Below are 25,638 nucleotides of genomic sequence, written 5' to 3'. Positions count from 1 at the left end.
CCGATGGTGCGATCCGGCTCGTCAGCGGCCCTTCATTCACCGGGCGCGGGTGGCTCGACGACAACCGGATCGTCCCATTCCGAGAAGCTGTAAACGATCTCGTCGTCCACGTAACCGACCAGGTCACCCCGGCCGTCGGTGGATGCGTAGATGGTGAGCGGGCGGGTGCCGGCCTGGAGCCCGACACCGGAGCGGCCGTCGAAACGCCGGTTGCCGACCCGGAACATCTCGCCCACGGCCTTGGGCGCAAGCTCGGCCGGGGTGTCGATGTAGAAGCCGGTCTCGGTGTACTCCAGGTAGGAGTCCAGCCCGCCCCGCCCGGTCACCTCGGCCCACTCGCCGTTCGCCGGGGCGTCGGGCCGGTCGTGGGCGTCCAGGAAGGCGCGGTTGGCCTTGAACCAGGCCTGGTCGCCGACCCGCAGCAGCGCGATGCGCTGCCCGGGGGTGGGCGAGACCCAGCCGGTTGCGGATCCGTCGCGACTCACGCGCATATCTACGTTCAGGACTGCCCCTGCGTTCCTCGACTCCATCCGCACGTGCACCGAATCGGCCTTGCGGACCCGGGCCCGGACCTTCCGGTAGATCTGCGGCGACTCCAACTCTGCGTAAGGAACCAGCTCCGGCGTGTCGCTCAGGGCGGCGGCCGAGGTGCCGGTCGAACCCACGGCGTCCTCGGCGGCACAGCCCGCGAGCAGGGCTGCTGCCGTCACGGTGACCAGCAGGGTACGCAGAGCCATTGCGAGTCCGTTCAGGGGATTTGTAGTGCTTCAGGCTGAATCGGACCAAGCGTACGGAACGAAGCCGGGGCCGATGACGATTACCCTCGTGCACCGTGAAGGTTCTAGTCGTCGGGCCCGGAGCCCGTGAGCACGCCCTGGTCCGTTCCCTCGCCGCTGATCCGGGCGTGACGCGGCTGTACGCGGCGCCGGGCAACCCGGGTATCGCGAGCTTGATCGGCGAGGCCAGCTGCCTGCCGGTGGACACGCTCGACCCGTCGGCCGTGGCCGCCCTGGCGAGTGACCTCGCTGCCGATCTGGTCGTGGTCGGGCCGGAGGCGCCGCTGGTGGCCGGAGTGTCCGACGCCGTGCGCGCGGCCGGTATCCCCTGCTTCGGGCCTTCCGGCGCCGCCGCGCAGCTCGAGGGCAGCAAGGCCTTCGCCAAGGACGTGATGTCGGCCGCCGGGGTGCCCACCGGCGCCTCGTTCGCCTGCACCACGCTCGCCGAGGTGCAGCAGGCGCTGGCCGAGTTCGGCGCGCCCTACGTGGTCAAGGACGACGGCCTGGCCGCGGGCAAGGGCGTCGTGGTCACCGAGGACCTGGACGTGGCGCTGGCCCACGCCGCCGCCTGCCTGGACCGGGAAGACGGCCGGGTGGTGATCGAGGAGTTCCTCGACGGCCCCGAGGTGTCGCTGTTCTGCATCACCGACGGCAAGACGGTGCTCCCGCTCGCCCCGGCGCAGGACTTCAAGCGCGCTCTGGACGGCGACCTCGGCCCGAACACCGGTGGGATGGGCGCCTACTCGCCGCTGCCCTGGGCCCCGGACGACCTGGTCGAGGACGTCGTGGAGAACGTGGCCCGGCCGACCATCGCCGAGATGGCCCGGCGGGGCGCCCCGTTCGTCGGGGTGCTGTACTGCGGCCTGGCGCTGACCAGCCGCGGTGTGAAGGTGATCGAGTTCAATGCGCGCTTCGGCGACCCGGAGACCCAGGTCGTGCTGGCCCGGCTGGCCACGCCGCTGGGCATGCTGCTGCGGGCCGCCGCGGTGCAGCACCTGGAGCACGTGCCGGCCCTGGAGTGGCGCGACCAGGCCGCGGTGACGGTGGTGCTGGCCTCCGAGAACTATCCCGACACGCCGGTGAAGGGCGACGCCATCACCGGGGTGGACGACGCGAACGACTGGCCTGACGCCTGGGTGCTGCACGCCGGCACCGCGCTGGAAGAGGGCGAACTGGTGGCTGCCGGGGGCCGGGTGCTCTCGGTGGTAGCTACCGGGGCCGACCTGACCGCGGCCCGCACCACGGTGTACGCGGCGATGGAGCGGATCGGCCTGCGCGGCGGGCAGTTCCGCAAGGACATCGCCGAGACGGCGGCTGCGGCCGAGCTCACTGCGCACCTGGCTCAGCCCACCGCTCCGTGATCTGGTCCGGGCGGTGCCGGTGATCGGCACCGCCCGGAAATCCACCTGCACCCAGTGGAGCCGCGGCGTAGCTTCCGGGTTGTGACGGCTTCCGCGATCAACCTCAGCCCGGTCGGTCCTGACGAGGTGGAGCAGTGGGCCGAGGTGGCCCGCCTCGGCTTCCTCGATGCCCGCCGGGCCTCGTCCGAGCGCATCCAGGCCCTGCACTTGATGATGACCGAGCAGCGCCTCTGGACGGCCTCTCGCGACGGCGTTGCGCACGGCACCTACCGTTCGTGGGACGTGGACCTGCCGGTGCCCGGCAGGGGTACGGTGCCGGGCCTGGCCATCACTTCGGTCACGGTGCTGCCCGGTTACCGGCGGCGGGGCGTGGCCAGCGCGATCATCGGTTCGGCGTTTGCTGAGTGCCGCGAGCGTGGTCTGGCCCTCGCCTACCTGATCCCCAGCCAGGCGCCGATCTACGGACGGTTCGGGTTTGGCGCAGCGCTGGAGACCGTGGACCTCGTGGTGGACACCGCCCGGGTGCACTTCGCCCGGCCAGTGGACATCGTCTTGGAGCCCACCAACGACGCAGGTCTACGGGCGGTCGCGCCTGACCTATACGCGTCCGTTGCTGCTGGAATGCCCGGCGCCCTGCCGCGTACTGGACAGTGGTGGGACTGGATCTGCGGGCTTTACCCCGACGCGGACAAGGAGCAACTGAGGCCAGCCGTAATCGCCCGGGACTCCGCAGGCTCGGTTGTAGGTACGGCAAGCTACCGGCCCATCGGTGAATGGACGCTCGATGAGCCCGCCGGTATCTCGGTGCATGACCTCACTGCTTCTACCCCGGCTGCCTATCAGGCCCTTTGGCAATTCCTGGCTGACCTCGAGCCGGTGGACCGGGTGATAGCCGAGAACCGCCCGGTGCACGAACCCCTGACCTGGATGCTGACCGATCGCCGGGCCGTTTCCGAGTCGCACCGCACCGATTTCGACTGGGTACGGATTCTGGACGTACCTACGTGTCTGACCGCTCGCGCCGCGCAGGGGGTTGGGCGAGTGGTGCTGGAAGTGGTTGATCCGGATGGCTTTGCGGCTGGGCGGTGGCAAATGGACGCGGACGAGGACGGGCGCGTTTCGGTTGCCGCTACCGGTCGGTCGGCTGACGTGACAATGCCGGTGCAGACGCTGGGATCGATCTACCTAGGGGCAAATCCGCTGACGCGGCTGCAGAGCGCTGGGCTGGTGGATGAGCATCGTGCAGGGGCGGTGCGATTGCTGGACCGGATGCTCAGCTGGGCGCCGGAGGGGACTGTGGGGCATACCTGGTTCTGAGCCCACGACGCACTCACCCACCGTCACCCATTGCGCACGGAACGGACATGGTGCGACCCTCGGAGAGGCATATCTCCGGGGGAGGTTCGCGTGGGGCAAGGTAGTTCTGGAACCACGGCGAGGGCGCTGCGCTGGGTCGTGGCACTGGCTCTGATCAGCGCGGCTTTGCTGGCCGTACCTCAGAGCGCCACCGCGCAGCCCCAGCTGAAACCCCCGCCGGGCGATCCGGTCGTGGTCAGTCTGGGCGACAGCTACATCTCCGGAACCGCTGGGCGCTGGAGAGGCAATTCCGACCAGTTCCTGTTCGACCGTGGCGGCACCGACCGGGCCTGGTCCCGCGAGGACGGCGAGCTTCTCGGTGACTCCGACCGCAGCAAGATCTACGGCACGACTGCCAAGACCGGCTGCTACCGCTCCAACTCGGCGCCGATCATCAGCGCCACCAAGTCCGGGCTGGCGGGGCGCCCGGTGAACCTGGCCTGCTCGGGTGCTCAGGCCGCGAACGTGCTGCGGGCCAGTGAGGGCGGGGTCGGCCTGCGCGGGGAGAAGCCGCAGAACGACCAGCTCGCCGCCCTGGCCCGGACCAGCCGGGTCAACCTGATCGTGCTCTCGATCGGCGGCAACGACCTGAGCTTCCCCGAGCTGGTGTTCAGCTGCATCTCCGCCTACACGCTGCGCGACGACCCGTGCAAGGGCAAGCAGCAGCCGCATCTTGAGGTCGAGCTGCCCGCCATGCGCGCCGCCGTGGCCGCGGTGCTCGCCGACACCAAGGCCACGATGCGCGAGGCCGGCTACTCCGACAGCGATTACCGGCTGGTTCTGCAGTCCTACCCGAACCCCCTGCCCACCGCCGACGAGGACAAGTACGACGGGCACCGGCGGGTGTTCAAGTGGACCGGTGGCCGCTGCCCGTTCACCGATCCGGACATGACCTGGACCGGGAGCACTGCGATTCCGGCGATCGCGGGGGCACAGGCCAAGGCAGCTCAGAGCCAGGGCGCCACCTTCCTCGACCTGAGCAACGCCTTCGACGGCCACGAGTTGTGCGCCGACGGCACCAGTCACCCCCTGGGCAATCCGAAGGCGACCGACACCGAATGGATCCGCTTCGTCGACTACACCGGCCAGGGCGACTACGCCGAATCCCTGCACCCGAACTTCTACGGGCAGCAGGCAATCGGCATCTGCCTGGCCAAAGCCGTTCGTCTAGCGGGTGACTCGACCTGCACCGGAGTACCGGAGAAGGGCCTGAAGGCGCTGACCGTCAAATCTCGGTAGGGCCTTCGCCGGCCAGGTCGATCAGCTGAGCCCCGGCCGGCAGCAGGCCGGAGAGGTTGCGCAGGTAGACCTCCCGGCCGGTGGGCTGCAGCAACGCATCGTGAATCGGGAACAGCCGGCCCGGTGCGATCGCCCGCGCGAAATTCGCCGTCTCGCTGAACTTCGCCCAGGGCGCGTTCAGCGGCAGGGCCAGCAGATCGATGCCGGAGGGCAGCGCGCCGTACGAGTCGCCCGGGTGGAACAACGTGATGTCGCCCGGGGCACTGACCTGCAGACCCATGTTCCCGATCAGCGGAATGTCGGCGTGGATCTCCGCGTGCGCCCCACCCACCGCGGTCAGTGTGGCCTCGGCGAGCTTGACCGGTTCTTCCAGCGTCAGCGGTTTCGCCTCGATCCCGGCCCGGGCCATGATCGCCGCCGTCTCCGGCTCGGCCAGCACCACAGCCTGTGGGTTCGCGGCCAGCAGGGCCGGCAGCCGATCGGTGTCGAGGTGATCGATGTGCTGGTGCGTGACCGCGATCGCGTCCAGCCCGGTCAGTTCCTCGAACCCCTCGGAGAACGCGCCGGGGTCGGTCAGGATGCGGGCGCCGCCGGTCTCGACCAGTAGACACGAGTGCCCGATATGAGTGATCCGCACGTCGACCACCCTGGCACGAGCCGTCCGGCGATGCATCGGGACACGACGGCGGAGCCGAGGACGCACACGTTTGTCCTGGTGATCGCCGTGCATGGCGCACGGCACACTTCATCTTTGCGCGTGACACCTGGTTGCAACAGGTGGTGCGTACGCTCGACGGGGTGGTTGAGTCAGGCATGGAGCTGCGGTTGGGCATCGGGGTGGAGCAAGGACCAGAGGACGTGGTGGTCGCCAAAGGTGATTTGGTGGACTTTGCTGCCCTGGAGCCGTTGTGGACCTGAATCGCGTCTCGGCCTTCGTCTGCGATCCGGGCCTGGGGGACTGGCGGGAGGGCGATGCCTGGCTGGCCGGCGGCACCTGGCTGTTCTCCGAGCCGCAGTCCGGGACCCGGCGTCTGCTCGACCTGACCACGTTGGACTGGCCGGCGCTGGTCACCCGTGACGACGGCCTGGAAATCGCTGCCACCTGCACGATCGCCGAGCTCTACGGCTGGCGCGGACCGGCGGGCTGGACGGTGGAACCGCTGATCAGACAATGCTGCGAATCCTTCCTGGCCTCGTTCAAGATCTGGAACGAGGCCACCGTGGGCGGCAACCTCTGCAACGCGCTGCCGGCCGGCCCGATGATCTCGCTGACGGCTGCGCTGGACGGAACCTGCCTGATCCAGGGGCCTTCCGGCGAAAGGCAGGTCAAGGCAGCGGACTTCGTGGTCGGCGACAACCAGCACGTTCTCGAACCCGGCGAGTGGCTGCGCTCGATCCACCTGCCGGCTACCGCGCTGACCGGGCGCACCGCGTTCCGCAGGCAGTCGCTGAACACCTACGGCCGTTCGGCGGTGCTGCTGATCGGCAGAACGATGGACGATCGCCGGCACCTGAGCATCACGGCTGCGGTGAAGCATCCCGTCCAGATTGAGTTTTCCGGTTCGGCGAGTGCCGGCGAGGTGAGGGACGCGGTGCTGGAGGCAGTTCCGGAAAACCTGTGGCATGACGACGTGCACGGCCTCCCGGCCTGGCGAAAGCATCTCACTCTCACCTACGCCGAGGAGATCCGACAGGAGCTGGCCCAGTGAGCTATCACGTCCTGGTCAACGGAAAGTCGTTCAGCGAAGAGCCGGAACCGGGCCAGTGCTTGCGCACGTACCTGCGCGCAGCGGGCTGGACCGGGGTGAAGAAGGGCTGCGACGCGGGGGATTGCGGAGCGTGCACGGTGCACGTGGACGGAAAGCCGGTGCACTCGTGCCTGTATCCAGCGCAACGTGCGGCCGGACGTGAAGTCACCACGATCGAAGGCCTGGCCGGCTCGGACGACCTGCACCCTGTGCAACGCCAATTCGCCGAGGCGCAAGCATTTCAGTGCGGCTTCTGCACCGCCGGCATGATCATGACCGTATCCGGCCTGGACGACCAACAGACTCAAGACATCCCCCGATCTCTCAAAGGCAGCCTCTGCCGTTGCACCGGCTACCGATCCATCTGCGACGCGATAGCAGGGATACGCAACGTAGAAGACCCCAACCCTCATGCCGCCCGGCCCGCCGGCTCCAACTCCGCCATCGGCCGCAATCTGCCCGCCCCCGCCACGCACGACATCGTCACCGGACAGGCCCGTTTCACGCTGGACGCCCCCGAGGAAGCCCCACCCGGACTCCTTCACGCCGTCCTAGCCCGATCTCCCCACGCCCACGCCGAAATTCTCGCGATCGACACCACCGCTGCTCTCGCGATCCCCGGCGTCGTCACCGTTCTCACCCACGAGGACTCGCCCCCGACCCTCTTCTCCACCGGACGCCACGACAGCCTGGCCGACGACCCCTGGGACACCGTCGTCTTCGACCGCATCGTGCGCTTCAAGGGCCAGCGCGTGGCTGCTGTGATCGCCGAGACCGTGGCGGCGGCCGAGGAGGGCATTCGCAAGCTCGAGATCCATTATGCCCCAAAGAAAGCGGTCTTCGATCCAGAGCAGGCGATGCAGCCGGGGGCGCCGTTGCTTCATCCAGATCGTACGCCCGATCAGGGGGTGGCCCGGGCCGAGAACAACGTGGTGGCCGAGGTGCACGGCCGGATCGGTGATGCCGAGGCCGGGTTTGCGGCGGCCGATGTCATCTACGAGAACACCTTCCGTACACAGCGGGTGCAGCACGCGCACCTCGAGACGCATGCCTGTATCGCCTGGATCGACGAAAAGGACCGGCTGACGCTGAGAACCAGTAGTCAGACTCCTTTTCTCACCCGAACCGCGCTCGCCCACGTTTTCGGTCTTCCCGAAGAGCGGGTCCGGGTGCTCACCGGCCGGGTCGGGGGTGGTTTCGGGGGCAAGCAGGAAATGCTGATCGAGGACGTGGCGGCGCTGGCTACTTTGCGCACCGGGCGTCCGGTGCAGATCGAGTTGAGCCGACCGGAACAATTCACCGCGGCCACCACCCGGCATCCGATGCGGATCCGGGTGAAGATCGGCGCGCGGAAGGACGGCGCGCTCACGGCGATCGAACTCGATGTGGTCAGCAATACCGGCGCCTACGGAAATCATGCACCGGGAGTTCTTTTTCACGGCTGCAACGAATCCATCTCGGTGTATCGCTGCCCGGCCAAGAAGGTCGACGGGTATTCCGTCTATACCAACACCGTTCCTTCGGGAGCGTTTCGCGGGTACGGGCTGAGCCAGCTGATCTTTGCGGTCGAGTCGGCGATGGACGAGGTGGCGCGCCAGCTCGGTATGGATCCGTTCCGGCTGCGCGAGCTGAACATTGTCCGTCCCGGCGACCGGATGGTCTCGACCAGCGAGGACGACCATGATGTCGAGTACGGCAGCCATGGCGCCGATCAATGTCTGAACGCCGTTCGAAAAGCTTTGGCCGAGGACGATTCGCCTGCGCCGGAAGGGTGGCTGGTGGGATCGGGAATGGCCCTGGCGATGATCGACACCATTCCTCCACGCGGTCATCACAGCGAGGCCACCATTCGGCTTCTCGCCGACGGCAGTTACGAGCTCAATGTGGGTACCGCCGAGTTCGGCAATGGCACCAGCACGGTCCACCGCCAGATCGCCGCCGAGGTGCTGAACTGTTCGGTCGAGGCGATTCGGCTGCGTCAGTCCGATACCGACGTGGTGCGTTACGACACCGGGGCTTTCGGGTCCACGGGAATTGTCGTCGCGGGCTCGGCGACCGCGCGGGCCGCACTGGACCTCAAGCAAAAGGTGATCCGGCGAGCGGCGGGGCACCACAGCGTCTCAAATTGGGATCTGGAAGGTGACTCTGTCGTTGGTGGTGACCAGAAAGTGCGTCTGGACGCTCTTGGTCCCGATCTTTTCGGAAAGGGCGCATCGGGCGGTTCTCCTCGTTCGATCGCCTTCAATGTGCACGGGTTCCGGATCGCGGTCGATCCCCGAACCGGTGAAATTGCGTTCCTGCGGAGCATCCAGGCCGCCGATGCCGGCACGGTGCTCAATCCGATGCAGTGCCAGGGCCAGATCGAGGGCGGTACGGCCCAGGCGCTCGGCGCGGCCCTGTTCGAGCACGTGGACGTGGACGGGACGGGTGCGGTGACCACCTCCACGTTCCGGGGTTATCACCTGCCCACGGTGGCCGATGTGCCGCACACGCAGGTGGTTTTCGCTGATACTTACGACCGGCTGGGGCCGATGGGGGCCAAGTCGATGAGTGAGAGCCCGTTCAACCCGGTCGCCCCGGCGCTGGCCAACGCGCTGCGCTCGGCCACCGGCATCCGGTTCACCGACCTGCCGTTCGGCCGCGACCGGATCTGGGCCAGGCTGGACCAGGAGTCACACCGACACCGGACAGATCGAGGGAACGGGAGCTGAGGCATGGTCACCGAGACCGAGTGGCTGAACCAGGCGGTGGACCTGGCCGCCCAGAACGTGGCCGACGGCGGAGGGCCGTTCGGGGCCCTGATCGTGCGCGGTGACGAGCTCGTGGCCACCGGGACCAACCAGGTCACCCCCACGCTCGACCCGACCGCGCACGCCGAGGTGGTGGCGATCCGGGCCGCCTGCCGCACGCTCGGCACCTTCAAGCTGGACGGCTGCCTGCTGGTGACCTCCTGCGAGCCGTGCCCGATGTGCTTCTCCTCGGCGTTGTGGGCCCGGGTCGAGCGGATCGTCTTCGCCGCCGACCGGCACGACGCGGCCAAGGCCGGATTCGACGACCGCGCGTTCTACGAGGTGTTCCACACCGAGCCCGCGGCCTGGCCGCTCACCCTGGAGCAGATCGCGGTCTCCGAGCGCGAGCGGCCGTTCGGTGAGTGGGGCCGAAAGGCGGACCGAACGGACTACTGAGCAGGGACGATGCGGTCTTGTCGGTGACGTCGGGTAGCGTTCGGCGCAGCATCAGCCCACCTCTGGCAGCTAGGAGCACATGTCATGGGTCGCGTCGTGATCGACGTCATGCCGAAGCCTGAGATCCTCGATCCGCAGGGTAAGGCGGTCGTCGGGGCCCTCGCCCGGCTCGGCTTCAAGGAGTTCGCCGGCGCCCGTCAGGGCAAGCGGTTCGAGCTCGAGGTCGAGGGTGAGGTCGACCAGGCCGTTCTCGACCGCGCCCGCCAGGCCGCCGAGACTCTGCTGTCCAACCCCGTCATCGAAGACGTCGTAGCGGTCCGCGCGGCCTCCGACCAGGAGTGAGCTCGATGCGGATCGGTGTCGTCACCTTCCCGGGCAGCCTCGACGACCGGGACGCCCTGCGTGCGGTCAGGATCGCGGGCGGTACCCCGGTGTCCCTCTGGCACGGCGACGAGGACATCAAGGGCGTCGACGCCGTGGTGCTCCCCGGCGGTTTCTCCTACGGCGACTACCTGCGCTGCGGCGCGATCGCCCGGTTCGCCCCGGTGATGAGCGAGATCATCCGGCTGGCCGGACCGCCCACCCAGACCTCGCCCGGTCTGCCGGTGCTCGGGATCTGCAACGGCTTCCAGGTGCTGTGCGAGTCGCACCTGCTGCCCGGGGCGCTGATCCGCAACGAGCAGCAGCAGTTCATCTGCCGCGACCAGAAGCTGCGGATCGAGCGCACCGACACGGTCTGGACCAACCGCTACGGCAAGGACGACGAGATCGTCGTCCCGCTGAAGAACGGCGAGGGTGGCTTCGCGGCCGACCAGGCCACTCTCGACATGCTCGAGGGTGAGGGCCGGGTGGTCGCCCGCTACCTCGACGTGAACCCCAACGGCTCGTTCCGCGACATCGCCGGCATCAGCAACGCCACCGGCACCGTCGTCGGCCTGATGCCGCATCCGGAGCACGCCACCGAGGCCGGTTACGGCCCGGAGGCCCAGGCCGCCAACTCCACCGGCGACGGCACCGACGGCCTCGCCTTCTTCACCAGCGCACTGCAGGGAGTGCTCTCCGCGTGACCAGCGACAGCATGAACCTCACCCCCGAGCAGCGCGCCGCGCTCGACACCGTCGAGAAGGCCGCCACCACGCCCGACGTGGAGCAGCCGTGGGCCGCGCTCGGCATGAAGGCCGACGAGTACGAGGCCGTCCGCAAGATTCTCGAGCGCCGCCCCACCGGCTCCGAGCTGGCGATGTACTCGGTGATGTGGAGCGAGCACTGCTCGTACAAGTCCAGCAAGGTGCACCTGCGCCAGTTCGGTGAGAAGACCACCGAGGCGATGAAGGAACATCTGCTGGTCGGCATCGGCGAGAACGCCGGCGTGGTCGACATCGGCCAGGGCTGGGCGGTCACCTTCAAGGTGGAGAGCCACAACCACCCCAGCTACGTCGAGCCCTACCAGGGTGCGGCCACCGGCGTCGGCGGCATCGTCCGCGACATCATCTCGATGGGCGCCCGCCCGGTCGCGGTGATGGACCCGCTGCGCTTCGGCGCCCTCGACCACCCCGACACGCACCGGGTGCTGCCCGGGATCGTGGCCGGGGTCGGCGGCTACGGCAACTGCCTGGGCCTGCCCAACATCGGCGGCGAGGTCTCCTTCGACCCCTGCTACCAGGGCAACCCGCTGGTCAACGCGCTGGCCGTGGGCACCCTGCGGCACGAGGACATCCACCTGGCCAACGCCCGCGGCAACGGCAACCTGGTGGTCCTATTCGGCGCCCGCACCGGCGGCGACGGCATCGGCGGAGCTTCGATCCTCGCGAGCGACACCTTCACCGAGGGCGGGCCGACCAAGCGCCCGGCCGTGCAGGTCGGCGACCCGTTCGCCGAGAAGGTGCTGATCGAGTGCTGCCTGGACCTGTTCAAGGCCGACGTGGTCCAGGGCATCCAGGACCTCGGGGCGGCCGGCCTGAGCTGCGCCTTCTCCGAGCTGGCGAGCAACGGCGACGGCGGCATGCTGGTGCACCTCGACCGGGCCCCGCTGCGTGACTCCACGCTGGCACCGGAAGAGATCCTGATGAGCGAGTCGCAGGAACGCATGATGGCCGTCGTCACGCCGGAGGACCTGCCCGGCTTCCTGGAGATCACCAACCGGTGGGACGTCGAGGCCACCGTGATGGGTGAGGTCACCGACACCGGTCGCCTGGTCGTGCTCTGGCACGGCGAGACCATCGTCGACGTGCCGCCGCGCAGTGTGGCCCACGACGGCCCGGTCTACGAGCGCCCGTACTCCCGGCCCGAGTGGCTGGACGCCCGTCAGGCCGACACCCCGGACCGCCTGCCCAAGCCGCAGACCGACGACGAGCTGAAGAGCCTGGTCGTCACCATGGCCGGCACGCCGAACCTGGCCAGCCGCGCCTGGATCACCAACCAGTACGACAAGTACGTCCAGGGCAACACCGCCCAGGCGATGCCGGACGACGCGGGTGTGCTGCGGGTCGACGAGGAGAGCGGTCTGGGCGTGGCCATCGCCACCGACTGCAACCAGCGCTTCGCCGCCCTCGACCCGTACACCGGTGCGCAGCTGGCCCTGGCCGAGGCGTACCGCAACGTCGGCGTGGCCGGGGGCAAGCCGCTCGCGGTCACCGACTGCCTGAACTTCGGTTCCCCGGAGGACCCGGCCGTGATGTGGCAGTTCGCCGAGGCCGTGCGCGGTCTCGCCGACGGCTGCCAGACCCTCGGCATCCCGGTCACCGGCGGCAACGTCAGCCTGTACAACCAGACCGGCAGCACGGCCATCCACCCCACCCCGGTGGTCGGCGTGCTCGGCGTACTGGACGACGTGGCCCGCCGCACCCCCTCCGGCTGGAAGTCCGCCGGTGCCCAGCTGTTCCTGCTCGGCACCACCCGGGCCGAGTTCGCCGGGTCCGAGTGGGCCTGGTCGCAGCACGAGCACCTGGGCGGTCTGCCGCCGCAGGTCGACCTCGCCGCCGAGCAGGCCCTGGCCACGGTCATGGTCCAGGCCTCGAGCGACGAGCTGGTCGTCGCCGCGCACGACCTGTCCGACGGTGGCCTGGCCCAAGCCCTGGTCGAGTCCAGCCTGCGCCACGGCGTGGGCGCCACGGTCTCGCTGGAGGCGGCCTGCGAGCGGGACGGGGTGGACGCGTTCACCCTGCTGTTCGCCGAGTCCGCCGCCCGGGCCGTGGTCGCGGTCAAGCCGGAGGCAGCGCAGCAGTTCACCGAGGCCTGCCAGGCCCAGGGCGTGCCGGTGGTGGCACTCGGCTCGACCGGCGGGGAGACCGTCGCGGTCGAGGGCCGCTTCGAGCTCACGCTCGACGAGTTGCGGGTCGCTCACGAGCGCACGCTGCCCGAGGCATTGAACGCCTGAGCCACCCGCTCACGCAGCACGATCACAGCGGTAGAAACAACCGAACACAGCACCAACACAACGGCCCGTCTCCTGGTCACAGGGGGCGGGCCGTCGTGTGAGGCCGGCGAGCTTGGTGAAGCGGCTGGCTTTCGCGGCGCCTGATCAGCAGAGCACACCGCGTGTTGTGTACACCGGGTACATCTGGTCCCGCTTGTACTCGATGTACGCAACGCCAGCCCGCTTCTCCGAGGCCAGCTGGACGGGTTCGCTCGGGATCGGGAAGACAAAACCCCTCATAGCGTGGTTTTGTCTTCCCGATCACGGCCTTGGCCGCCAGCTCAGGGCCGACCGAGATCCCGGGAAGCGGCCACCTGTGACGCCGGTCAAGCCAGGGCAGGACGGGCGATACGGTGACGCCCATGAGCGTCTGGGGCGTTGTTCTCGCCGGCGGTGGTGGCACCCGGTTCGGTGGGCTGAAGCAGTTTGCCAAGCTGGGCGAGCAGACTCTGCTGGAACGAGTGGTCAGCATCGCGGCCGAGTGCTGCGACGGCGTGGTGGTCGTGCTTCCGGCCGGCCACGATTGGAAGTTCGCGGGCAACACCAGGAACGCTACCGGGGGCGCCACACGGGCTGAGTCGGTGCGCTCGGGGCTCAGGGCGTTGCCGGAGGACGCTGAGGTCGTCTGCATCACCGACGCGGCGCACCCGCTCGCTACCCCGGAGCTCTACGAACGCGTTATTGCGGCGGTGCGCGCCGGAGCCGATGCCGCGCTTCCGGGGCTACCGCTCACCGACGCAGTAAAGAAGCTTGAGGACGATGGCCTCGCCGCCGGCGCGACCGTCACCGCCCGCGCACCGCAGGTAAACAGCGAAACGCAGGCCGAGAGCGTGAGGTCGGGCGACACGTCCTCAAGCCCTCGGATCCTTGGTCTGGCGGGCGCCACAACTGCGGCCGGGGGCAGCGTGTCGGCCCAGATGCCGATGGCGTTCGACCTGGCCGTACTGCGCCGGGCCCACGAGCAGATCGAGGACGCGGTGGAGGACTCGGCGATGGTCGGCGCGGCCGGTGGGCGCGTGGTCGTGGTCGCCGGGGAGCCCACCAACGTGCACGTGACCACGCCGGACGAGCTGCGGGTGGCGCAGGCGCTGCTACCCCTGGTCTGACTCCCGCGTCAAGCCCTCTCGATATGCGGGGTTGATCCGATCGTGCGACTTTGGTCCGGCGATCAACCACGTAGGAAAGTGAGAGGTCGAACCATGGCCAGTACGACGCCGACACGCAATGGCGGATCAGAGGGCAACGGATCGGGCGCCAAGAAGGCCCAGAACACCGCCAAAGGTCTTGCTCATCAGGCAAATTCGCCGTGGCTGAAGAAGCTCGGCCAGGTCGGCGTCGCCGCCATCGGGGTGGTCTACCTGTTGCTGGCCTGGATCGCCCTGCAGGTGGCCTGGGGCGGCTCGGAAGAGAGCGCCGACAACACCGGAGCCCTGCAGGAAGTGGCCGAGAAGCCCTTCGGCCAGGTGCTTCTCGTGGTGATGGGGCTCGGCCTGATCGGCTTCGCGGTCTGGCAGTTCCTGCTCAGCATCATCGGCCCGCCGAGCGACGACAGCGCCTTCAAGCGGGTAAGTGCAGCCGGTAAAGGCATTTTCGGCGCCGCGCTGGCCGTGCAGTCGCTGAAGATCGGCCTGGGCGGTGGCAGCAGCCAGAGTTCCAGCGAGAAGACGTCCGACTGGACGGCCACGCTGATGGAGGCGCCGGCCGGTCGCGTGCTGGTGGTCATCCTGGGTCTGGGCGTGCTCGCCTACGCCGGGTATATGGCCTACAAGGGCGTGAAGAAGAAGTTCCTGGAGAAGCTGGAAGGCCACCCGGGCCGGGGCATCACCCGTCTCGGTCAGGCCGGCTGGATCTCCCGCGGCGTCGCGTTCGGCGTGCTGGGCATCCTGTTCGTCGTGGCCGGGATCCAGGCCGACCCGGAAGAGGCCAGCGGCCTGGACGCCGCGCTGAAGACCCTGGCCGGACAGCCCTTCGGCCAGTGGATCCTCACCCTGGTCGCCCTGGGCCTGGCCTGCTACGCGGTGTTCCAGCTGGTGACGGCGCGCCAGCACAAGGAAGGGTAAGCGCAGCACCGGTAGTCACGCGGAACTCCTCCGTGATCGCACCTTCTCCCGACCGGGGAGAAAGTGCATGATCGCGGGGGAGTTTCTGCGTGTCTGGGGTAAAGCTGCAGGTGAGACGGGTCCGGTGATCCACTGGCGGCCTAGAATGGTGCCCGCCGCTGGTGGGGGCGGCACGACCGGACCGATCTGAGGGTGGGAAACACGTGGCTGCTTCACACCTGTCGCACCAGCCCTATCAATCGCACTATCAGCACCAGTCCTATCTGCAGGACCTCGATCTGCCGACGCCATGGCTGACGATCACCGGTCTGCGCAAAGCATCAGGCTCGCGTTCGCACCAGATCACCGTGCTGGACGGGGTGGATCTGGCGGTGTACGAGCACGAGGTACTCACGCTGCTCGGCCCGGCCGGTGCCGGAAAGTCGGCTCTGCTGGAGGTTCTGGCCGGTGGTGACAAGCCCGACGGCGGTCACATCCACCTGGCCGGCCAGGAAGTACCCAAAGGCAGCCGAGCCATCGGCCTCGCCGGCACCGGATTCGCACCCCGCCAGAGCGTCCGCGATGTGCTGGCCGCAGCAGCCAGAATCCGAGGAGCGGGCCGACGTGAAATTGAGGACGAGGTTGGTTCCGTTCTCAAAGGCATCGGCCACCGGGGCGATCCACAGGCCAGAGCCGCCGAGATTCCCGCCGAGCAACAGCTTTTCGTAGCGATAGGGCGCGAGCTACTGGCCGGAGCGCAGGTGATCCTGCTCGACGACCCGCTTGCGGGGATCGACCACGCTCGGCGGGACCACGTGCAGGACGAGATCCGCGCGATCCGGCAGGAGTTCGCCCTGAGCCTGGTGGTCGCCACCCGGAACGCCCAGCAGGCCCTGAGCCTCAGTGACCGGATCGCGGTGCTGCTGAACGGGAAGATCGCCCAGACCGGAACGCCGCTGGAGATCTACGAGCGCCCGGCCAGCGCTCAGGTGGCGGCGACGATCGGCACGGTGAATCTGCTCGAGCCGGCGGTCTCGGTGCAGTTGCTCAACCAGACGGCAACTTTCAGCGTGCGGCCGGAGAAGATCCGCGTGGTCGGCGACGACTACCCGGCCGAGGCCGACGAGGTACTGGCCACCGGCACGGTGCTGCGCGTGGTCTATCTGGGCGCGACCTCACGGATCACGGTGAGGCTGGACGCCGAGGGCGCGCAGATCCAGGTGCTGCGACTGAACAGCGCTGCTCCGGAGGATCTTCCGGTGGGCGCGGGCCAGCGGGTGACGGTGGTCTGGCCGCGCCGTCACGCCATGCGTTTCGAATAGGCCTCAGGGCCGGATCTCGCCCGAGCCCCGGGCGATCAGCCGGGTCGGAACCACGTGCGTGGCCGGTGGGGCATCGTTGCCCCCGATCCGGTCGAAGAGCACCGTGGCCGCCAGCCGCCCGATCGCGATCGGATCCTGCGCCACCACCGTGACTCCCGGATCGAGCAGGTCGGCCAGCGGGAAGTCGTCGAAACCGACCAGCGCCACCGAGCGCTCCTGCTTCAGCTGCCGCAACGCCCGGGCCACGCCGATGGTGACCAGGTTCTGCGCCGCGAACACAGCGGTGGGCGGATCGGCCCGGCCCAGCAGTTCCGCCGCCGCGGCCTGGGCGAGTGCCTGGCTGGTCAGATCGCTCAGCACGATGCTGGTGTCCACCGCGATACCGGCCTGGTTCAGCGCCGCCAGGTAGCCCTCGTAGCGCTGCTGGGCGGTGGTGATGTCGGCCCGGTCGCCCAGGAAGGCGATCCGCCGGTGACCGTGCTCGAGGAGATGCTGCACCCCGGCGGTGGCCCCCGCCACGTTGGTGGTGAGCACCGAGTCCACCTCCAGGCGCCGGGCCGCGCGGTCGATGCAGACGATCGCGGTGCCGGCCCGGACCTCGCTCTCCAGGTACGACTGGTCGGTACTGGCCGGGGCGATGATCAGACCGTCGGCCCGGCGGGCGCTGAAGGCGCGGGTGAGCTCGCGCTCGCGCTGCGGGTCTTCGTCCAGACTGGCCGTGAACACCATGACCCCGCGCGGGATCGCCACGTCCTCGACCGCCCGCTGGAGGGCCGAGGAGAACGGGTTCGACACGTCCTCAAGCAGTAATCCGACAGTTGCGGTCCGGCCCCCCGCGCGCCGCAGGCTGCGGGCCCCGATGTTCGGCCGGAAGTCGAGCTCGTCGATGGCGTCGCGCACCCGGCGGCCGAGGGTGCTGGAGACCCCCGGTTCCCCGTTCACCACCCTCGAAACCGTTTTCAAGCTGACGCCCGCGACCGCGGCGACGTCCCGCATGGTCGGGCGACGTCCGAGCGGTTGTCCCCGTCGTGCGGTTTCCTCGTGCATTCCTGCAGTCTCCGGCAGCTGGCTTTCCATGCCTGCCGCTCCCCTCGGGCCCGAGATCGACATCCCCCTGGCGTCGAACCTACCGCGCGGTTGTGGCCTGCGGAGCAGGTTCGACGAAGCTGCGCCGAGCGGATTCCGCAGTAATCACCCGGTTACCGAATCATCCGATCTGGCGTAACTTGTTAGAAGTTGTGCAGCAGCCGACAAGGATGTCGGGAGCCTGCCCGGGTGCGCCTGTATGCGGCCGAAACTGCCCGGGTGAGCGGCTCGACGCGAAACAGGGAGCCGCTTCGTGCCGCGTTCAGGTGCCCACCGGGTGGCCGCTCTCGTCCTGGCCGGATCCGCGATCGCCTTGGCCGCGTGTTCCGGCGGCAGCGACGGCCGGCCGATCATCGGGCTGATCACCAAGACCGACACCAACCCGTTCTTCGTCACGATGAAGAAGGGCGCGCAGGCCCAGGCCGAGCAGGACGGCATCGACCTGCGCACGTTCGCCGGAAAGGTGGACGGCGACAACGAGTCGCAGGTCACCGCGATCGAGAACCTGATGGCCCTGGGCGCCGAGGGCTTCATGATCGCCCCGAACGACTCGCGCGCCATCGTGCCGGCGATCGAGCGGGCCAAGGAGGCCGGCCTGGCGGTGGTCGCGCTGGACAGTCAGCTCGACCCGCCCGACGCCGCCGACTCCACCTTCGCCACCGACAACTTCCAGGCCGGAAAACTGGTGGGGGAGTGGGCGAAGGCCAAGCTGGGCGCCGAGGCCGAGAACGCCCGGATCGCCTTCCTGGACCTGAACTCCGACCAGGTCTCGGTTGATGTCCAGCGCGACCAGGGCTTCATGGAGGGCTTCGGGATCGACCCGGGCGACCCGAACCGGATCGGCGACGAGAACGACCCACGCATCTCCGGGCACGACGTCACCGACGGCGCGGCCGAGGGCGGGCGCACCGCGATGGAGAACCTGCTGCAGCGTGATCCGGAGATCAACCTGGTCTACGCCATCAACGAGCCCGCCGCGGCCGGTGGCTACGAGGCACTGAAGGCGGCGGGCAAGGCCGAGGACGTGATCGTGGTGGCGATCGACGGCGGCTGCCCGGGCGTGCAGAGCGTGAAAGACGGCCAGCTGGGCGCCACCTCGCAGCAGTACCCGCTGAAGATGGCGGCCGAGGGAGTGGCGGCGATCTCCGAGTTCGAGCGCACCGGCCAGACCCCGGGCAACCCGCCGGGCCAGGACTTCACCGATACCGGAGTCACTCTGATCACCGACGATCCGCAGACCGGCGTGGATTCGGAAGACTCCACGTTCGGCACCGAGAACTGCTGGGGGTAAAGGGATGACCACCGATACGGGCTTCGAGGAGAGCCGGCGCGAGTCGGTGCCGGACCGGCTGCAGCACCTGCTGCACGCCCAGCCCACCCTCGGGCCGCTGGCCGTGCTGCTGCTGGCGGTGATCGTGTTCTCGATCATCAACACCCGGTTCCTCAACCCGGAGAACCTCAGCCTGGTGCTGCAGCAGGTCACCGTGATCGCCCTGCTGGCCCTGGGCCAGACCCTGATCATCCTGACCGCCGGGATCGACCTGTCGGCCGGGGCGATCGCGGTGTTCTCCTCGATCCTGATGGCGAACCTGGCCTTCGAAGCAGGCTTTCCGGGAGTGGTCGCATTGCTGGCCGGCCTGCTCTTCGGTACCGCGATGGGCGCGTTCAACGGCGTCCTGGTGACCTGGATCAAGCTGCCGCCGTTCATCGTCACCCTGGGCACCCTGTCCATCTTCTTCGCACTGAACTCGGTGGTCTCCGGCAGCGAGACGGTCCGCGGCAGCGATCTGCCGGCGATCATGACCTGGACCGGCGACACCATCCCGATCGGCAGCTTCCGGCTGACCTACGGCTCGATCATCATGTTGCTGCTGTTCGGGTTCTTCTTCTACCTGCTGGCCCACACCGCATGGGGCAAACACGTCCGCGCGACCGGTGACGACGCCGAGGCCGCCCGGCTGGCCGGGATTCGGACGAGCAGGGTGCTGCTGTCGGTCTACACCGTGGCCGGGGCGATCTACGCGGTCGCCGCCTGGGTCCTGATCGGCCGACTGGCCAGCGCCGACCCGAACGTGGGCACGGAGTACAACCTCGACTCGATCACCGCGGTGGTGCTCGGCGGCACCAGCCTTTTCGGCGGCCGGGGCGGAGTGGTCGGCACCCTGGTCGGCGCGCTGATCGTCGGAGTTTTCCGTAACGGACTGGTGCTGGCCGGGGTTCAGGTGGTCTGGCAGGGCTTCGCGATCGGCCTGCTGGTCCTGCTCGCGGTCACCATCGATCAATGGATCCGGAAGGTGAGGGCATGAGCACGCAACCACCCACCGAGAGGCTGCACGAGGTGGACCTGGTCGAGAAGGTCCCGGTGATGCGGGCCCGGGGCCTGGTGAAGCGTTACGGCCGGGTCACCGCGCTGAGCGGATCGGACCTGGAGCTGTACCCCGGCGAGATCCTCGCGGTGATCGGCGACAACGGGGCGGGCAAGTCCAGTCTGATCAAGGCGCTTTCGGGAGCCCTGGTGCCGGATGACGGCGAGATCTGGCTGGACGGTGAGCAGGTGAACTTCCGCAGCCCGATGGACGCCCGGCAGGCCGGGATCGAGACGGTGTACCAGACCCTGGCGGTCGCGCCGGGCCTGGATATTGCCGACAATCTGTTCCTGGGCCGGGAGATTCGCAAGGCCGGTCCGCTGGGATCGGTGCTGCGGATGCTCGACCGTAAGCAGATGCGGATCGAGGCGCAGCGGCACATGAGCGAGCTCGGGATCGCCACGCTGCAGAACATTGGCCAGGCGGTGGAAAGCCTTTCCGGAGGCCAGCGGCAGGGAGTGGCGGTAGCCCGTTCGGCGGCGTTCGGCAGCAAGGTGGTGATCCTCGACGAGCCCACCGCGGCGCTGGGGGTGAAGGAGGGCAACCGGGTGCTGCAACTGATCCGCGACGTGCGCGACCGCGGCCTGCCGGTCATCCTGATCAGCCACAACATGCCGCACGTGTTCGAGGTGGCCGACCGCATCCACATCCAGCGTCTGGGGCGGCGGGTCGCCGTGGTCACCCCGGCCTCGCACTCGATGTCCGAAACGGTAGCCATCATGACCGGCGCTGCGCCTGCTCCGAATACTCCTTCCTAGAAACCAAACTAAAGGACATCGTGGTCACCAAGGCGACCACGGCGTCCTTTAGTTTGGGGGTTACCTACCGGCCCGCGCATACCGCAGGGTGCACAGCGGAACGAAAACTGCCAAGAGCCCAAGAGTCCAGATCAGGGACGCGGTGACCGGGTTCTCGAGCGGCCAGGCACCACCGGTGGGGGCACTGGGGTTTCCGAACAACTCGCGCAGCGCGGCGGCCACCGAACTCAGCGGATTCCAGGCGGCGATCGTGCCGAGCCAGGCCGGCATGCTCTCGGTCGGCACGAAGACGTTGGAGACCATGCCCGGCGGAATCGCCAGAATCGCGGCCTGTCCTGCGGTTTCCTCGTCGTCGAACAAATAGCCCAGATACATCCCGATCCAGCTGGCCGAGAACTGGAACAGCAGGAGAATGAGCATCGCGAGCAGGGTGTCGGCCAGGCTGCCGCGGATCCGCCAGCCCACCACCAGCCCGCAGATCATCATGATGCTGAAACTGATCACCCCGTAAACCAGGGTGGCCAATGCGCTTCCGGCCGGAACGGCGGCCCGGCTGATCGGCAGCGAGCGAAATCGGTCGGTCAGGCCGGAGTGATTCTCCTTGGCCGCGCTGACCATCGAGGGCACGATGTTGGAGGCGGTCATCACCAGCAGCCCAGGCAGCAGGAACTCCCGATAGGTCTGCCCTCCGGAGCTCTCGCCGGGCAGCGCGATCGCCCCGCCGAAGATGAACCCGAAGATCAGCACCAGCACGATCGGCGCGGTGACCAGGACCAGGATGAACGCCGGGTTGCGGATCACCGAGGTCAGCAGGCGCTCGGCGGCGGGCAGGGCATCTCTCATCGGGTGCTCCTGGTCAGGTTGAGAAAGACTTCGTCCAGGGTGGGGCGGCGAATCCCGGTGTCCTGCAGGGTGATCCCCAGCTCGTCCAGGTGGCGGACCAGCTCCGGCAGGGTGAGTGATCCGGCCTTCACGGTGGCCGAGACCCGGTGTTCCTGCACCGCCACGTCGTCGCCACCCAGTGCGGTCAGGGCCTGCTCGGCCTGCGAAATCTGTTCGTCCGAGGGCAGAACCACCTCCACCCGGGCGCCGATCAGGTCCTTGAGCTCCTCCGGCGTTCCCTGGGCGATCTCGCGGCCGGAGTCGATCACCATCAGGTTGTCGGCCAGCCGGTCGGCCTCTTCCAGGTACTGCGTGGTGAGCAGCACGGTGGTGCCGGACCGGGTGAGTTCGGCCACGGCGGAGTGGATCTCGTCGCGGCTGTGCGGATCCAGGCCGGTGGTGGGCTCGTCCAGGAACAGTACCGGCGGCTCGGCGATCAAGCTGGCGATCAGGTCCAGTCGCCTGCGCATCCCACCGGACCAGCCCTTGACCGGCCGGTCCGCCGCCGCTTCCAGATCGAAGCGCTGCAGCAGTTCTGCTGCCCGGGCCCGGGCCGCCCGACGGCCCAGGTGATGCATCAGGCCCAGGATGAACAGGTTGTCCCGTCCGGTCAGGGCCTCGTCCACGGCCGCGTGCTGCCCGGCCAGCCCGATCCGGCGCCGTACCTGAGCGCCCTGCGTGGCCACGTCGTACCCGCAGATCCGGGCCGTGCCGGTGTCCGGGGCCAGCAGGGTGGCCAGAATCCGGATCGCCGTGGTCTTGCCCGCGCCGTTCGGCCCGAGCAGCGCGCAGACCGTCCCCTCCGGCACCGACAGATCCAGCGACTCCAGAGCCTGCACCTCGCCATACCCCCGGCCGAGTCCCTCTGCCTCGATCACGCCGCCTCCCTCAACTGCGATCAGTGTTCGCAGTTTCCAGTGAAGCATACTGCGATCGGCGTTCGCAGTATCTTGTGCGGAACTGGCATGCGAGAAGATGGGCCGGTGCCCGACTCCGACCTGCCGATCTGGAAGCGCTCTGAGCGGGGCACCCGCGGGCCGGCCCCGGAGTACAGCCGGGCCTCGATCGCGGCCACCGCGGTGGAACTGGCCGATGCGGAAGGGCTGAAGGCGGTCTCGATCCGCAAGGTCGCCGCGGCCGTGGGCCTGGCGCCGGCCTCCCTCTACCGGTACGTGGCCAGCCGCGACGAGCTGCTCGCCCTGATGTCCGACGCCTGCATCGGCAGCCTCGAGCTACCGGCCACCCCCACCGGCCGGGGCTGGCGGGCCGACCTGCTCGACATCGGCCGGGCCCTGCGTAGCTGCTACCACCAGCACTCCTGGCTGCTCGAGTTCGTGATGTCCGGCCAGGCCCGGGCCTCGCTGCTCGGCCCGGCGATGATCGACTACACCGAGCGCGTGGTGGCCGCCCTGGCCGAGGTCCCGGCCCCGGCCACGACCAAGATGGAGGCCTCGGCGATCTTCAACGGTCTGGTCGGCCTGTTCGCCGTCGACGAGCAGGCCGAGCACGGCAACACCCGGCCGGAGGCTCAGCTGGCCAACGCCGCGTACCTGGCCGAGCAGGTGGCCGACGGCCGCCACCCCTACCTGGCCGAGCTGGTCAGCTCGGCACCTCCGCCCGACGCCCTGGCCCGCAAGAACGCCGACGACCTGTTCGGCCGGGTCCTGATCAACACGATGAGCGGGCTGCTGGGTGTGGCCCCCGACGAAAGGCCTTCGGCATGAGCTGGGAAGAGCAGCGGGTCTCGTTCGGCGCCAACGCCACCACCTACGACAGCATCCGTCCCGACTGGCCCGCCACCACCGTCCATTGGCTGACCGCAACCACCGACCAACGGCTCGACGTGATCGATCTGGGCGCCGGCACCGGCAAGCTCACCCGCACCCTGGTCGACCTCGGGCACCGGGTCACCGCGGTCGAGCCGAGCCCGGGCATGTACGACGTCCTGGTCAGTGCCGTGCCGCAGGCCACTGCTGTGCAGGCCCCGGCGGAGAGCATCCCGCTGCCCGACCACAGTGCCGACGTGGTGACGGTGGCCCAGGCCTGGCACTGGTTCGCCCAGCCCGAGGCCGCACTGGAAGTGGCCCGGGTGCTGCGGCCGGGCGGGCTGCTGGCGATCGCCTGGCACGAGCGGGACCAGGACGTGCCGTGGGTGCAGGAGCTGAACGAGCTGGCCAAGCTGCCGCAGTGGCAGGCCGAGGAACGCCGCGAGGCCGGTGCCAAGGGCCGGGTGCACGCCGGTGACACCCAGGTCGTGCTGCCCGAGCCGTTCGAGCCGGTGGAGCGCACCGAGTTCGAGTACTCGCTCACTCTCTCGCCCGCCCAGCTGGCCGAACTGGCCTCGAGCTGGTCCTACGTGGACACCCATCCGCAGCGGGAGCAGATCCTGGGCCGGATCCGGGAGCTCGGCGAACGAGTGGCCACCGAACAGGGCACCCCGCAACAGCTGCGACTGCCGCACCGCACGCACTGCCACCGCTCGCGCACCCGACTGCTCTGAGCCTTCACCCGTACGGCGGGTCAGGCACCCCGGACGGCTGCCGACAGACCCTCAGATGGACGCCCAGACTCTGCTCCTGCTGCGCCGAGCCAGCTACGGACCGACGCCTGCGCTGCTGGCCGAGGCCCAGAGGACGGGCCGCCAGGCCTGGCTGGATCGGCAGCTGGAGCCGGCCGCGATCCCCGACGACTACGTGACCGGGGTGCTGCGGCGCTTTCCGCGGGTGCAGTGGCCGATCGCCAAGGTGCGGGCCGAGTACGCCGACGACTTCGGCAGCTGGGACGTGATGGTCGAGCTGACCCGGGCCACGCTGGTGCGGGCGGCCTGGAGCGAGCGCCAGCTGTTCGAGCTGATGGTCGAGTTCTGGTCCAACCACCTGAACGTCACCTGCCCCTCCGGCGACGTCTGGGACTCCCGCGCCGACTACGACAAGGTCGTCCGGCAGCACACTTTCGGCAAGTTCAGCGATCTGCTGGTGGCCGCCAGCCTGCACCCGGCCATGCAGAGCTATCTCGACAACGCCTCCTCGACCAAGGAGCACCCGAACGAGAACCAGGGCCGTGAGCTGCTCGAACTGCACACGGTCGGGGTCGGTACCGGGTACACCGAGGACGACGTGAAGAACAGCGCCCGCATCCTCACCGGATTCGGCACCGACGGTTCCGGCGAGGCGGTCTATCGTGCCGATCGTCATTTCATCGGCCCGGTCAGCGTTCTCGGCTTCAGCGATCCGAACTCGAGCGCCGAGGGCGGCCAGGAACTGGCGGTGCGCTATCTGGAATATCTGGCCCGGCACGAGAACACCGCCCGGCAACTGGCCACCAAACTCAGTCTGCGTTTCGTCAGCGACAATCCGCCCGCGTCCTTGATTTCCCGCTTGACCCAGGTCTATCTGGAGAACGACACCGCCATTGTTCCGGTGCTACGAGCGCTTTTCGGCAGCCGGGAATTCGCCACGTCGGCCGGGCAGAAGGTGCGCCGGCCGTACGAGGATCTGGTGGCCACCTTGCGGATTCTCGGAATGAAGGCGGATGCCAAGGGAATTGCCGGGATCGAGAGCCTGCACTGGATGATTCTGGACATGGGCCACGCCCCGCTGTACTGGGGCCCGCCGAACGGATATCCGGACGTGGCGGCGGCCTGGCAGTCTCCGGCCGGAACGCTGGCCCGCTGGAATGCGCACCTGGACATCGCAGCCCGCTGGTGGCCCAAAACCCTTACCGGACCGGCGCTCACCACGCTGATTCCCAGTCCCCGTCCGGCCACTCACGGCGCTCTGATCAATGCCCTGGCCGAGCGTCTGCTGCAACGTAAGGCCACGAAGGCCCAGCAGATCGCCGTCTGCGACTTCCTGACCGACGAATGGCACAAGATCACGCCGGCCACGCCGATCGCCAAGGACAGCGTGATCATCGGCTGGCGGCTGCCGTACGTGGTGAGTCTGCTGCTCGACTCGCCTGCGCACGCGCTTCGGTGAACTGCTTGCGGACGTGTCCCGCCTCACTTTTGCGGGGCTCATGGGCCGGGCGTCGTTACCGATGGGACTGTTCAGCCGATCCAACACCCGAACTTGCCTGAGTTCTCCTGAGCTCTTCTGAAACGACT

General features: G+C 68.6%; 23 protein-coding genes. 18 read left to right on the top strand and 5 right to left on the bottom strand.

Features of this window, described 5'->3' with window-relative positions:
• Positions 1-32: 32 nt before the first annotated feature.
• Positions 33-737 carry a hypothetical protein gene (locus tag LR394_RS02175; RefSeq protein ID WP_231438609.1) on the bottom strand — a complete coding sequence of 235 codons (705 nt, stop codon included), beginning with the start codon at positions 735-737 and terminating at the stop codon, positions 33-35.
• A 95-nt stretch (positions 738-832) separates the two neighbouring features.
• Between LR394_RS02175 and purD the strand changes: the two genes are divergently transcribed.
• The 3 genes from purD (at position 833) to LR394_RS02160 (ending at position 4,732) form a co-directional block, all read left to right on the top strand.
• Positions 833-2,137, top strand: a complete 1,305-nt coding sequence (purD, locus tag LR394_RS02170; RefSeq protein WP_231438608.1) for a phosphoribosylamine--glycine ligase — start codon at positions 833-835, stop codon at positions 2,135-2,137.
• Between the two features lie 81 nt (positions 2,138-2,218).
• Positions 2,219-3,454 (top strand): GNAT family N-acetyltransferase, encoded by a 1,236-nt coding sequence (locus LR394_RS02165; RefSeq protein ID WP_231438607.1) that lies wholly within the window; start codon positions 2,219-2,221, stop codon positions 3,452-3,454.
• 90 nt (positions 3,455-3,544) lie between these two features.
• Positions 3,545-4,732, top strand: coding sequence for an SGNH/GDSL hydrolase family protein (locus LR394_RS02160; protein ID WP_231438606.1), 1,188 nt, complete (start codon positions 3,545-3,547; stop codon positions 4,730-4,732).
• Here the strand turns inward: LR394_RS02160 and LR394_RS02155 are convergent.
• Positions 4,719-5,369 (bottom strand): MBL fold metallo-hydrolase, encoded by a 651-nt coding sequence (locus LR394_RS02155; protein ID WP_231438605.1) that lies wholly within the window; start codon positions 5,367-5,369, stop codon positions 4,719-4,721. The genes LR394_RS02160 and LR394_RS02155 overlap by 14 nt on opposite strands.
• Positions 5,370-5,640: 271 nt before the next feature.
• Here LR394_RS02155 and LR394_RS02150 point away from each other — a divergent pair, with 271 nt between their 5' ends.
• The 9 genes from LR394_RS02150 (at position 5,641) to LR394_RS02110 (ending at position 16,441) form a co-directional block, all read left to right on the top strand.
• Positions 5,641-6,441 carry an FAD binding domain-containing protein gene (locus LR394_RS02150; RefSeq protein ID WP_231438604.1) on the top strand — a complete coding sequence of 267 codons (801 nt, stop codon included), beginning with the start codon at positions 5,641-5,643 and terminating at the stop codon, positions 6,439-6,441.
• Entirely contained in the window at positions 6,438-9,191 is a 2,754-nt protein-coding gene (locus LR394_RS02145; protein ID WP_231438603.1) for a molybdopterin-dependent oxidoreductase, read from the top strand. Before LR394_RS02150 ends, LR394_RS02145 begins: the two co-directional genes overlap by 4 nt.
• Before the next feature lie 3 nt (positions 9,192-9,194).
• A complete protein-coding gene (locus LR394_RS02140) occupies positions 9,195-9,665 on the top strand; it encodes a nucleoside deaminase (RefSeq protein WP_231438602.1) in 471 nt (156 codons plus the stop codon).
• An 84-nt stretch (positions 9,666-9,749) separates the two neighbouring features.
• Entirely contained in the window at positions 9,750-10,007 is a 258-nt protein-coding gene (gene purS, locus LR394_RS02135) for a phosphoribosylformylglycinamidine synthase subunit PurS (RefSeq protein WP_231438601.1), read from the top strand.
• A gap of 5 nt (positions 10,008-10,012) precedes the next feature.
• The gene (purQ, locus tag LR394_RS02130) at positions 10,013-10,732 is read left to right on the top strand and encodes a phosphoribosylformylglycinamidine synthase subunit PurQ (RefSeq protein ID WP_231438600.1); all 720 of its coding nucleotides are present in this window, start codon (positions 10,013-10,015) and stop codon (positions 10,730-10,732) included.
• An 11-nt stretch (positions 10,733-10,743) separates the two neighbouring features.
• Positions 10,744-13,041 (top strand): phosphoribosylformylglycinamidine synthase subunit PurL, encoded by a 2,298-nt coding sequence (gene purL, locus LR394_RS02125; RefSeq protein WP_269328584.1) that lies wholly within the window; start codon positions 10,744-10,746, stop codon positions 13,039-13,041.
• A gap of 401 nt (positions 13,042-13,442) precedes the next feature.
• Positions 13,443-14,186: an IspD/TarI family cytidylyltransferase gene (locus tag LR394_RS02120; protein ID WP_231438598.1), complete on the top strand. Its 744-nt coding sequence runs from the start codon at positions 13,443-13,445 to the stop codon at positions 14,184-14,186.
• Positions 14,187-14,279: 93 nt separating this feature from the next.
• A complete protein-coding gene (locus LR394_RS02115; protein WP_231438597.1) occupies positions 14,280-15,140 on the top strand; it encodes a DUF1206 domain-containing protein in 861 nt (286 codons plus the stop codon).
• Positions 15,141-15,343: 203 nt separating this feature from the next.
• Positions 15,344-16,441 carry an ABC transporter ATP-binding protein gene (locus LR394_RS02110; RefSeq protein WP_231438596.1) on the top strand — a complete coding sequence of 366 codons (1,098 nt, stop codon included), beginning with the start codon at positions 15,344-15,346 and terminating at the stop codon, positions 16,439-16,441.
• A 3-nt stretch (positions 16,442-16,444) separates the two neighbouring features.
• On the opposite strand, the gene LR394_RS02105 is transcribed toward LR394_RS02110, so the two are convergent.
• Entirely contained in the window at positions 16,445-17,488 is a 1,044-nt protein-coding gene (locus LR394_RS02105; RefSeq protein ID WP_269328475.1) for a LacI family DNA-binding transcriptional regulator, read from the bottom strand.
• Between the two features lie 292 nt (positions 17,489-17,780).
• On the opposite strand from LR394_RS02105, the gene LR394_RS02100 reads away from it, so the two are divergent.
• Genes LR394_RS02100 through LR394_RS02090 form a run of 3 tightly spaced genes read left to right on the top strand, consistent with a single transcriptional unit; the run spans position 17,781 to position 20,651 of the window.
• Complete coding sequence (locus LR394_RS02100) at positions 17,781-18,818, top strand: substrate-binding domain-containing protein (protein ID WP_231438594.1); 1,038 nt, start codon at positions 17,781-17,783, stop codon at positions 18,816-18,818.
• A 4-nt stretch (positions 18,819-18,822) separates the two neighbouring features.
• The gene (locus LR394_RS02095) at positions 18,823-19,833 is read left to right on the top strand and encodes an ABC transporter permease (RefSeq protein ID WP_231438593.1); all 1,011 of its coding nucleotides are present in this window, start codon (positions 18,823-18,825) and stop codon (positions 19,831-19,833) included.
• Positions 19,830-20,651: an ATP-binding cassette domain-containing protein gene (locus LR394_RS02090; RefSeq protein WP_231438592.1), complete on the top strand. Its 822-nt coding sequence runs from the start codon at positions 19,830-19,832 to the stop codon at positions 20,649-20,651. The genes LR394_RS02095 and LR394_RS02090 overlap by 4 nt, the downstream gene beginning before the upstream one ends.
• 60 nt (positions 20,652-20,711) lie before the next feature.
• Here LR394_RS02090 and LR394_RS02085 read toward each other — a convergent pair whose 3' ends face one another.
• Together LR394_RS02085 and LR394_RS02080 are read right to left on the bottom strand one after the other, a co-directional pair.
• Complete coding sequence (locus tag LR394_RS02085; protein ID WP_231438591.1) at positions 20,712-21,494, bottom strand: ABC transporter permease; 783 nt, start codon at positions 21,492-21,494, stop codon at positions 20,712-20,714.
• Positions 21,491-22,411, bottom strand: coding sequence for an ATP-binding cassette domain-containing protein (locus LR394_RS02080; protein ID WP_231438590.1), 921 nt, complete (start codon positions 22,409-22,411; stop codon positions 21,491-21,493). Before LR394_RS02080 ends, LR394_RS02085 begins: the two co-directional genes overlap by 4 nt.
• A gap of 105 nt (positions 22,412-22,516) precedes the next feature.
• Between LR394_RS02080 and LR394_RS02075 the strand changes: the two genes are divergently transcribed.
• The 3 genes from LR394_RS02075 to LR394_RS02065 are packed head-to-tail and all read left to right on the top strand — an operon-like array spanning position 22,517 to position 25,510.
• A complete protein-coding gene (locus LR394_RS02075) occupies positions 22,517-23,257 on the top strand; it encodes a TetR/AcrR family transcriptional regulator (protein ID WP_231438589.1) in 741 nt (246 codons plus the stop codon).
• Positions 23,254-24,033 carry a class I SAM-dependent methyltransferase gene (locus tag LR394_RS02070; protein WP_231438588.1) on the top strand — a complete coding sequence of 260 codons (780 nt, stop codon included), beginning with the start codon at positions 23,254-23,256 and terminating at the stop codon, positions 24,031-24,033. Before LR394_RS02075 ends, LR394_RS02070 begins: the two co-directional genes overlap by 4 nt.
• 55 nt (positions 24,034-24,088) lie before the next feature.
• Positions 24,089-25,510, top strand: a complete 1,422-nt coding sequence (locus LR394_RS02065) for a DUF1800 domain-containing protein (RefSeq protein ID WP_231438587.1) — start codon at positions 24,089-24,091, stop codon at positions 25,508-25,510.
• The last annotated feature ends 128 nt before the right edge of the window (positions 25,511-25,638 follow it).

Origin of the sequence: Kineosporia babensis (genome assembly GCF_021129305.1) — a bacterium.
Classification (GTDB): domain Bacteria; phylum Actinomycetota; class Actinomycetes; order Actinomycetales; family Kineosporiaceae; genus Kineosporia; species Kineosporia babensis.
Note: the sequence above shows the minus strand (reverse complement) of the source record. Positions and strands in the feature narration are given on the sequence as shown.

Bases quoted from the DNA above. Each gene is read 5' to 3' on its own strand.
- LR394_RS02175 (WP_231438609.1), bottom strand. From the start codon at position 737: ATGGCTCTGCGTACCCTGCTGGTCACCGTGACGGCAGCAGCCCTGCTC.
- LR394_RS02140 (WP_231438602.1), top strand. From the start codon at position 9,195: ATGGTCACCGAGACCGAGTGGCTGAACCAGGCGGTGGACCTGGCCGCC.
- purS (WP_231438601.1), top strand. From the start codon at position 9,750: ATGGGTCGCGTCGTGATCGACGTCATGCCGAAGCCTGAGATCCTCGAT.
- purQ (WP_231438600.1), top strand. From the start codon at position 10,013: ATGCGGATCGGTGTCGTCACCTTCCCGGGCAGCCTCGACGACCGGGAC.
- purL (WP_269328584.1), top strand. From the start codon at position 10,744: ATGAACCTCACCCCCGAGCAGCGCGCCGCGCTCGACACCGTCGAGAAG.
- LR394_RS02120 (WP_231438598.1), top strand. From the start codon at position 13,443: ATGAGCGTCTGGGGCGTTGTTCTCGCCGGCGGTGGTGGCACCCGGTTC.
- LR394_RS02115 (WP_231438597.1), top strand. From the start codon at position 14,280: ATGGCCAGTACGACGCCGACACGCAATGGCGGATCAGAGGGCAACGGA.
- LR394_RS02105 (WP_269328475.1), bottom strand. From the start codon at position 17,488: ATGCACGAGGAAACCGCACGACGGGGACAACCGCTCGGACGTCGCCCG.
- LR394_RS02095 (WP_231438593.1), top strand. From the start codon at position 18,823: ATGACCACCGATACGGGCTTCGAGGAGAGCCGGCGCGAGTCGGTGCCG.
- LR394_RS02090 (WP_231438592.1), top strand. From the start codon at position 19,830: ATGAGCACGCAACCACCCACCGAGAGGCTGCACGAGGTGGACCTGGTC.
- LR394_RS02085 (WP_231438591.1), bottom strand. From the start codon at position 21,494: ATGAGAGATGCCCTGCCCGCCGCCGAGCGCCTGCTGACCTCGGTGATC.
- LR394_RS02070 (WP_231438588.1), top strand. From the start codon at position 23,254: ATGAGCTGGGAAGAGCAGCGGGTCTCGTTCGGCGCCAACGCCACCACC.
- LR394_RS02065 (WP_231438587.1), top strand. From the start codon at position 24,089: ATGGACGCCCAGACTCTGCTCCTGCTGCGCCGAGCCAGCTACGGACCG.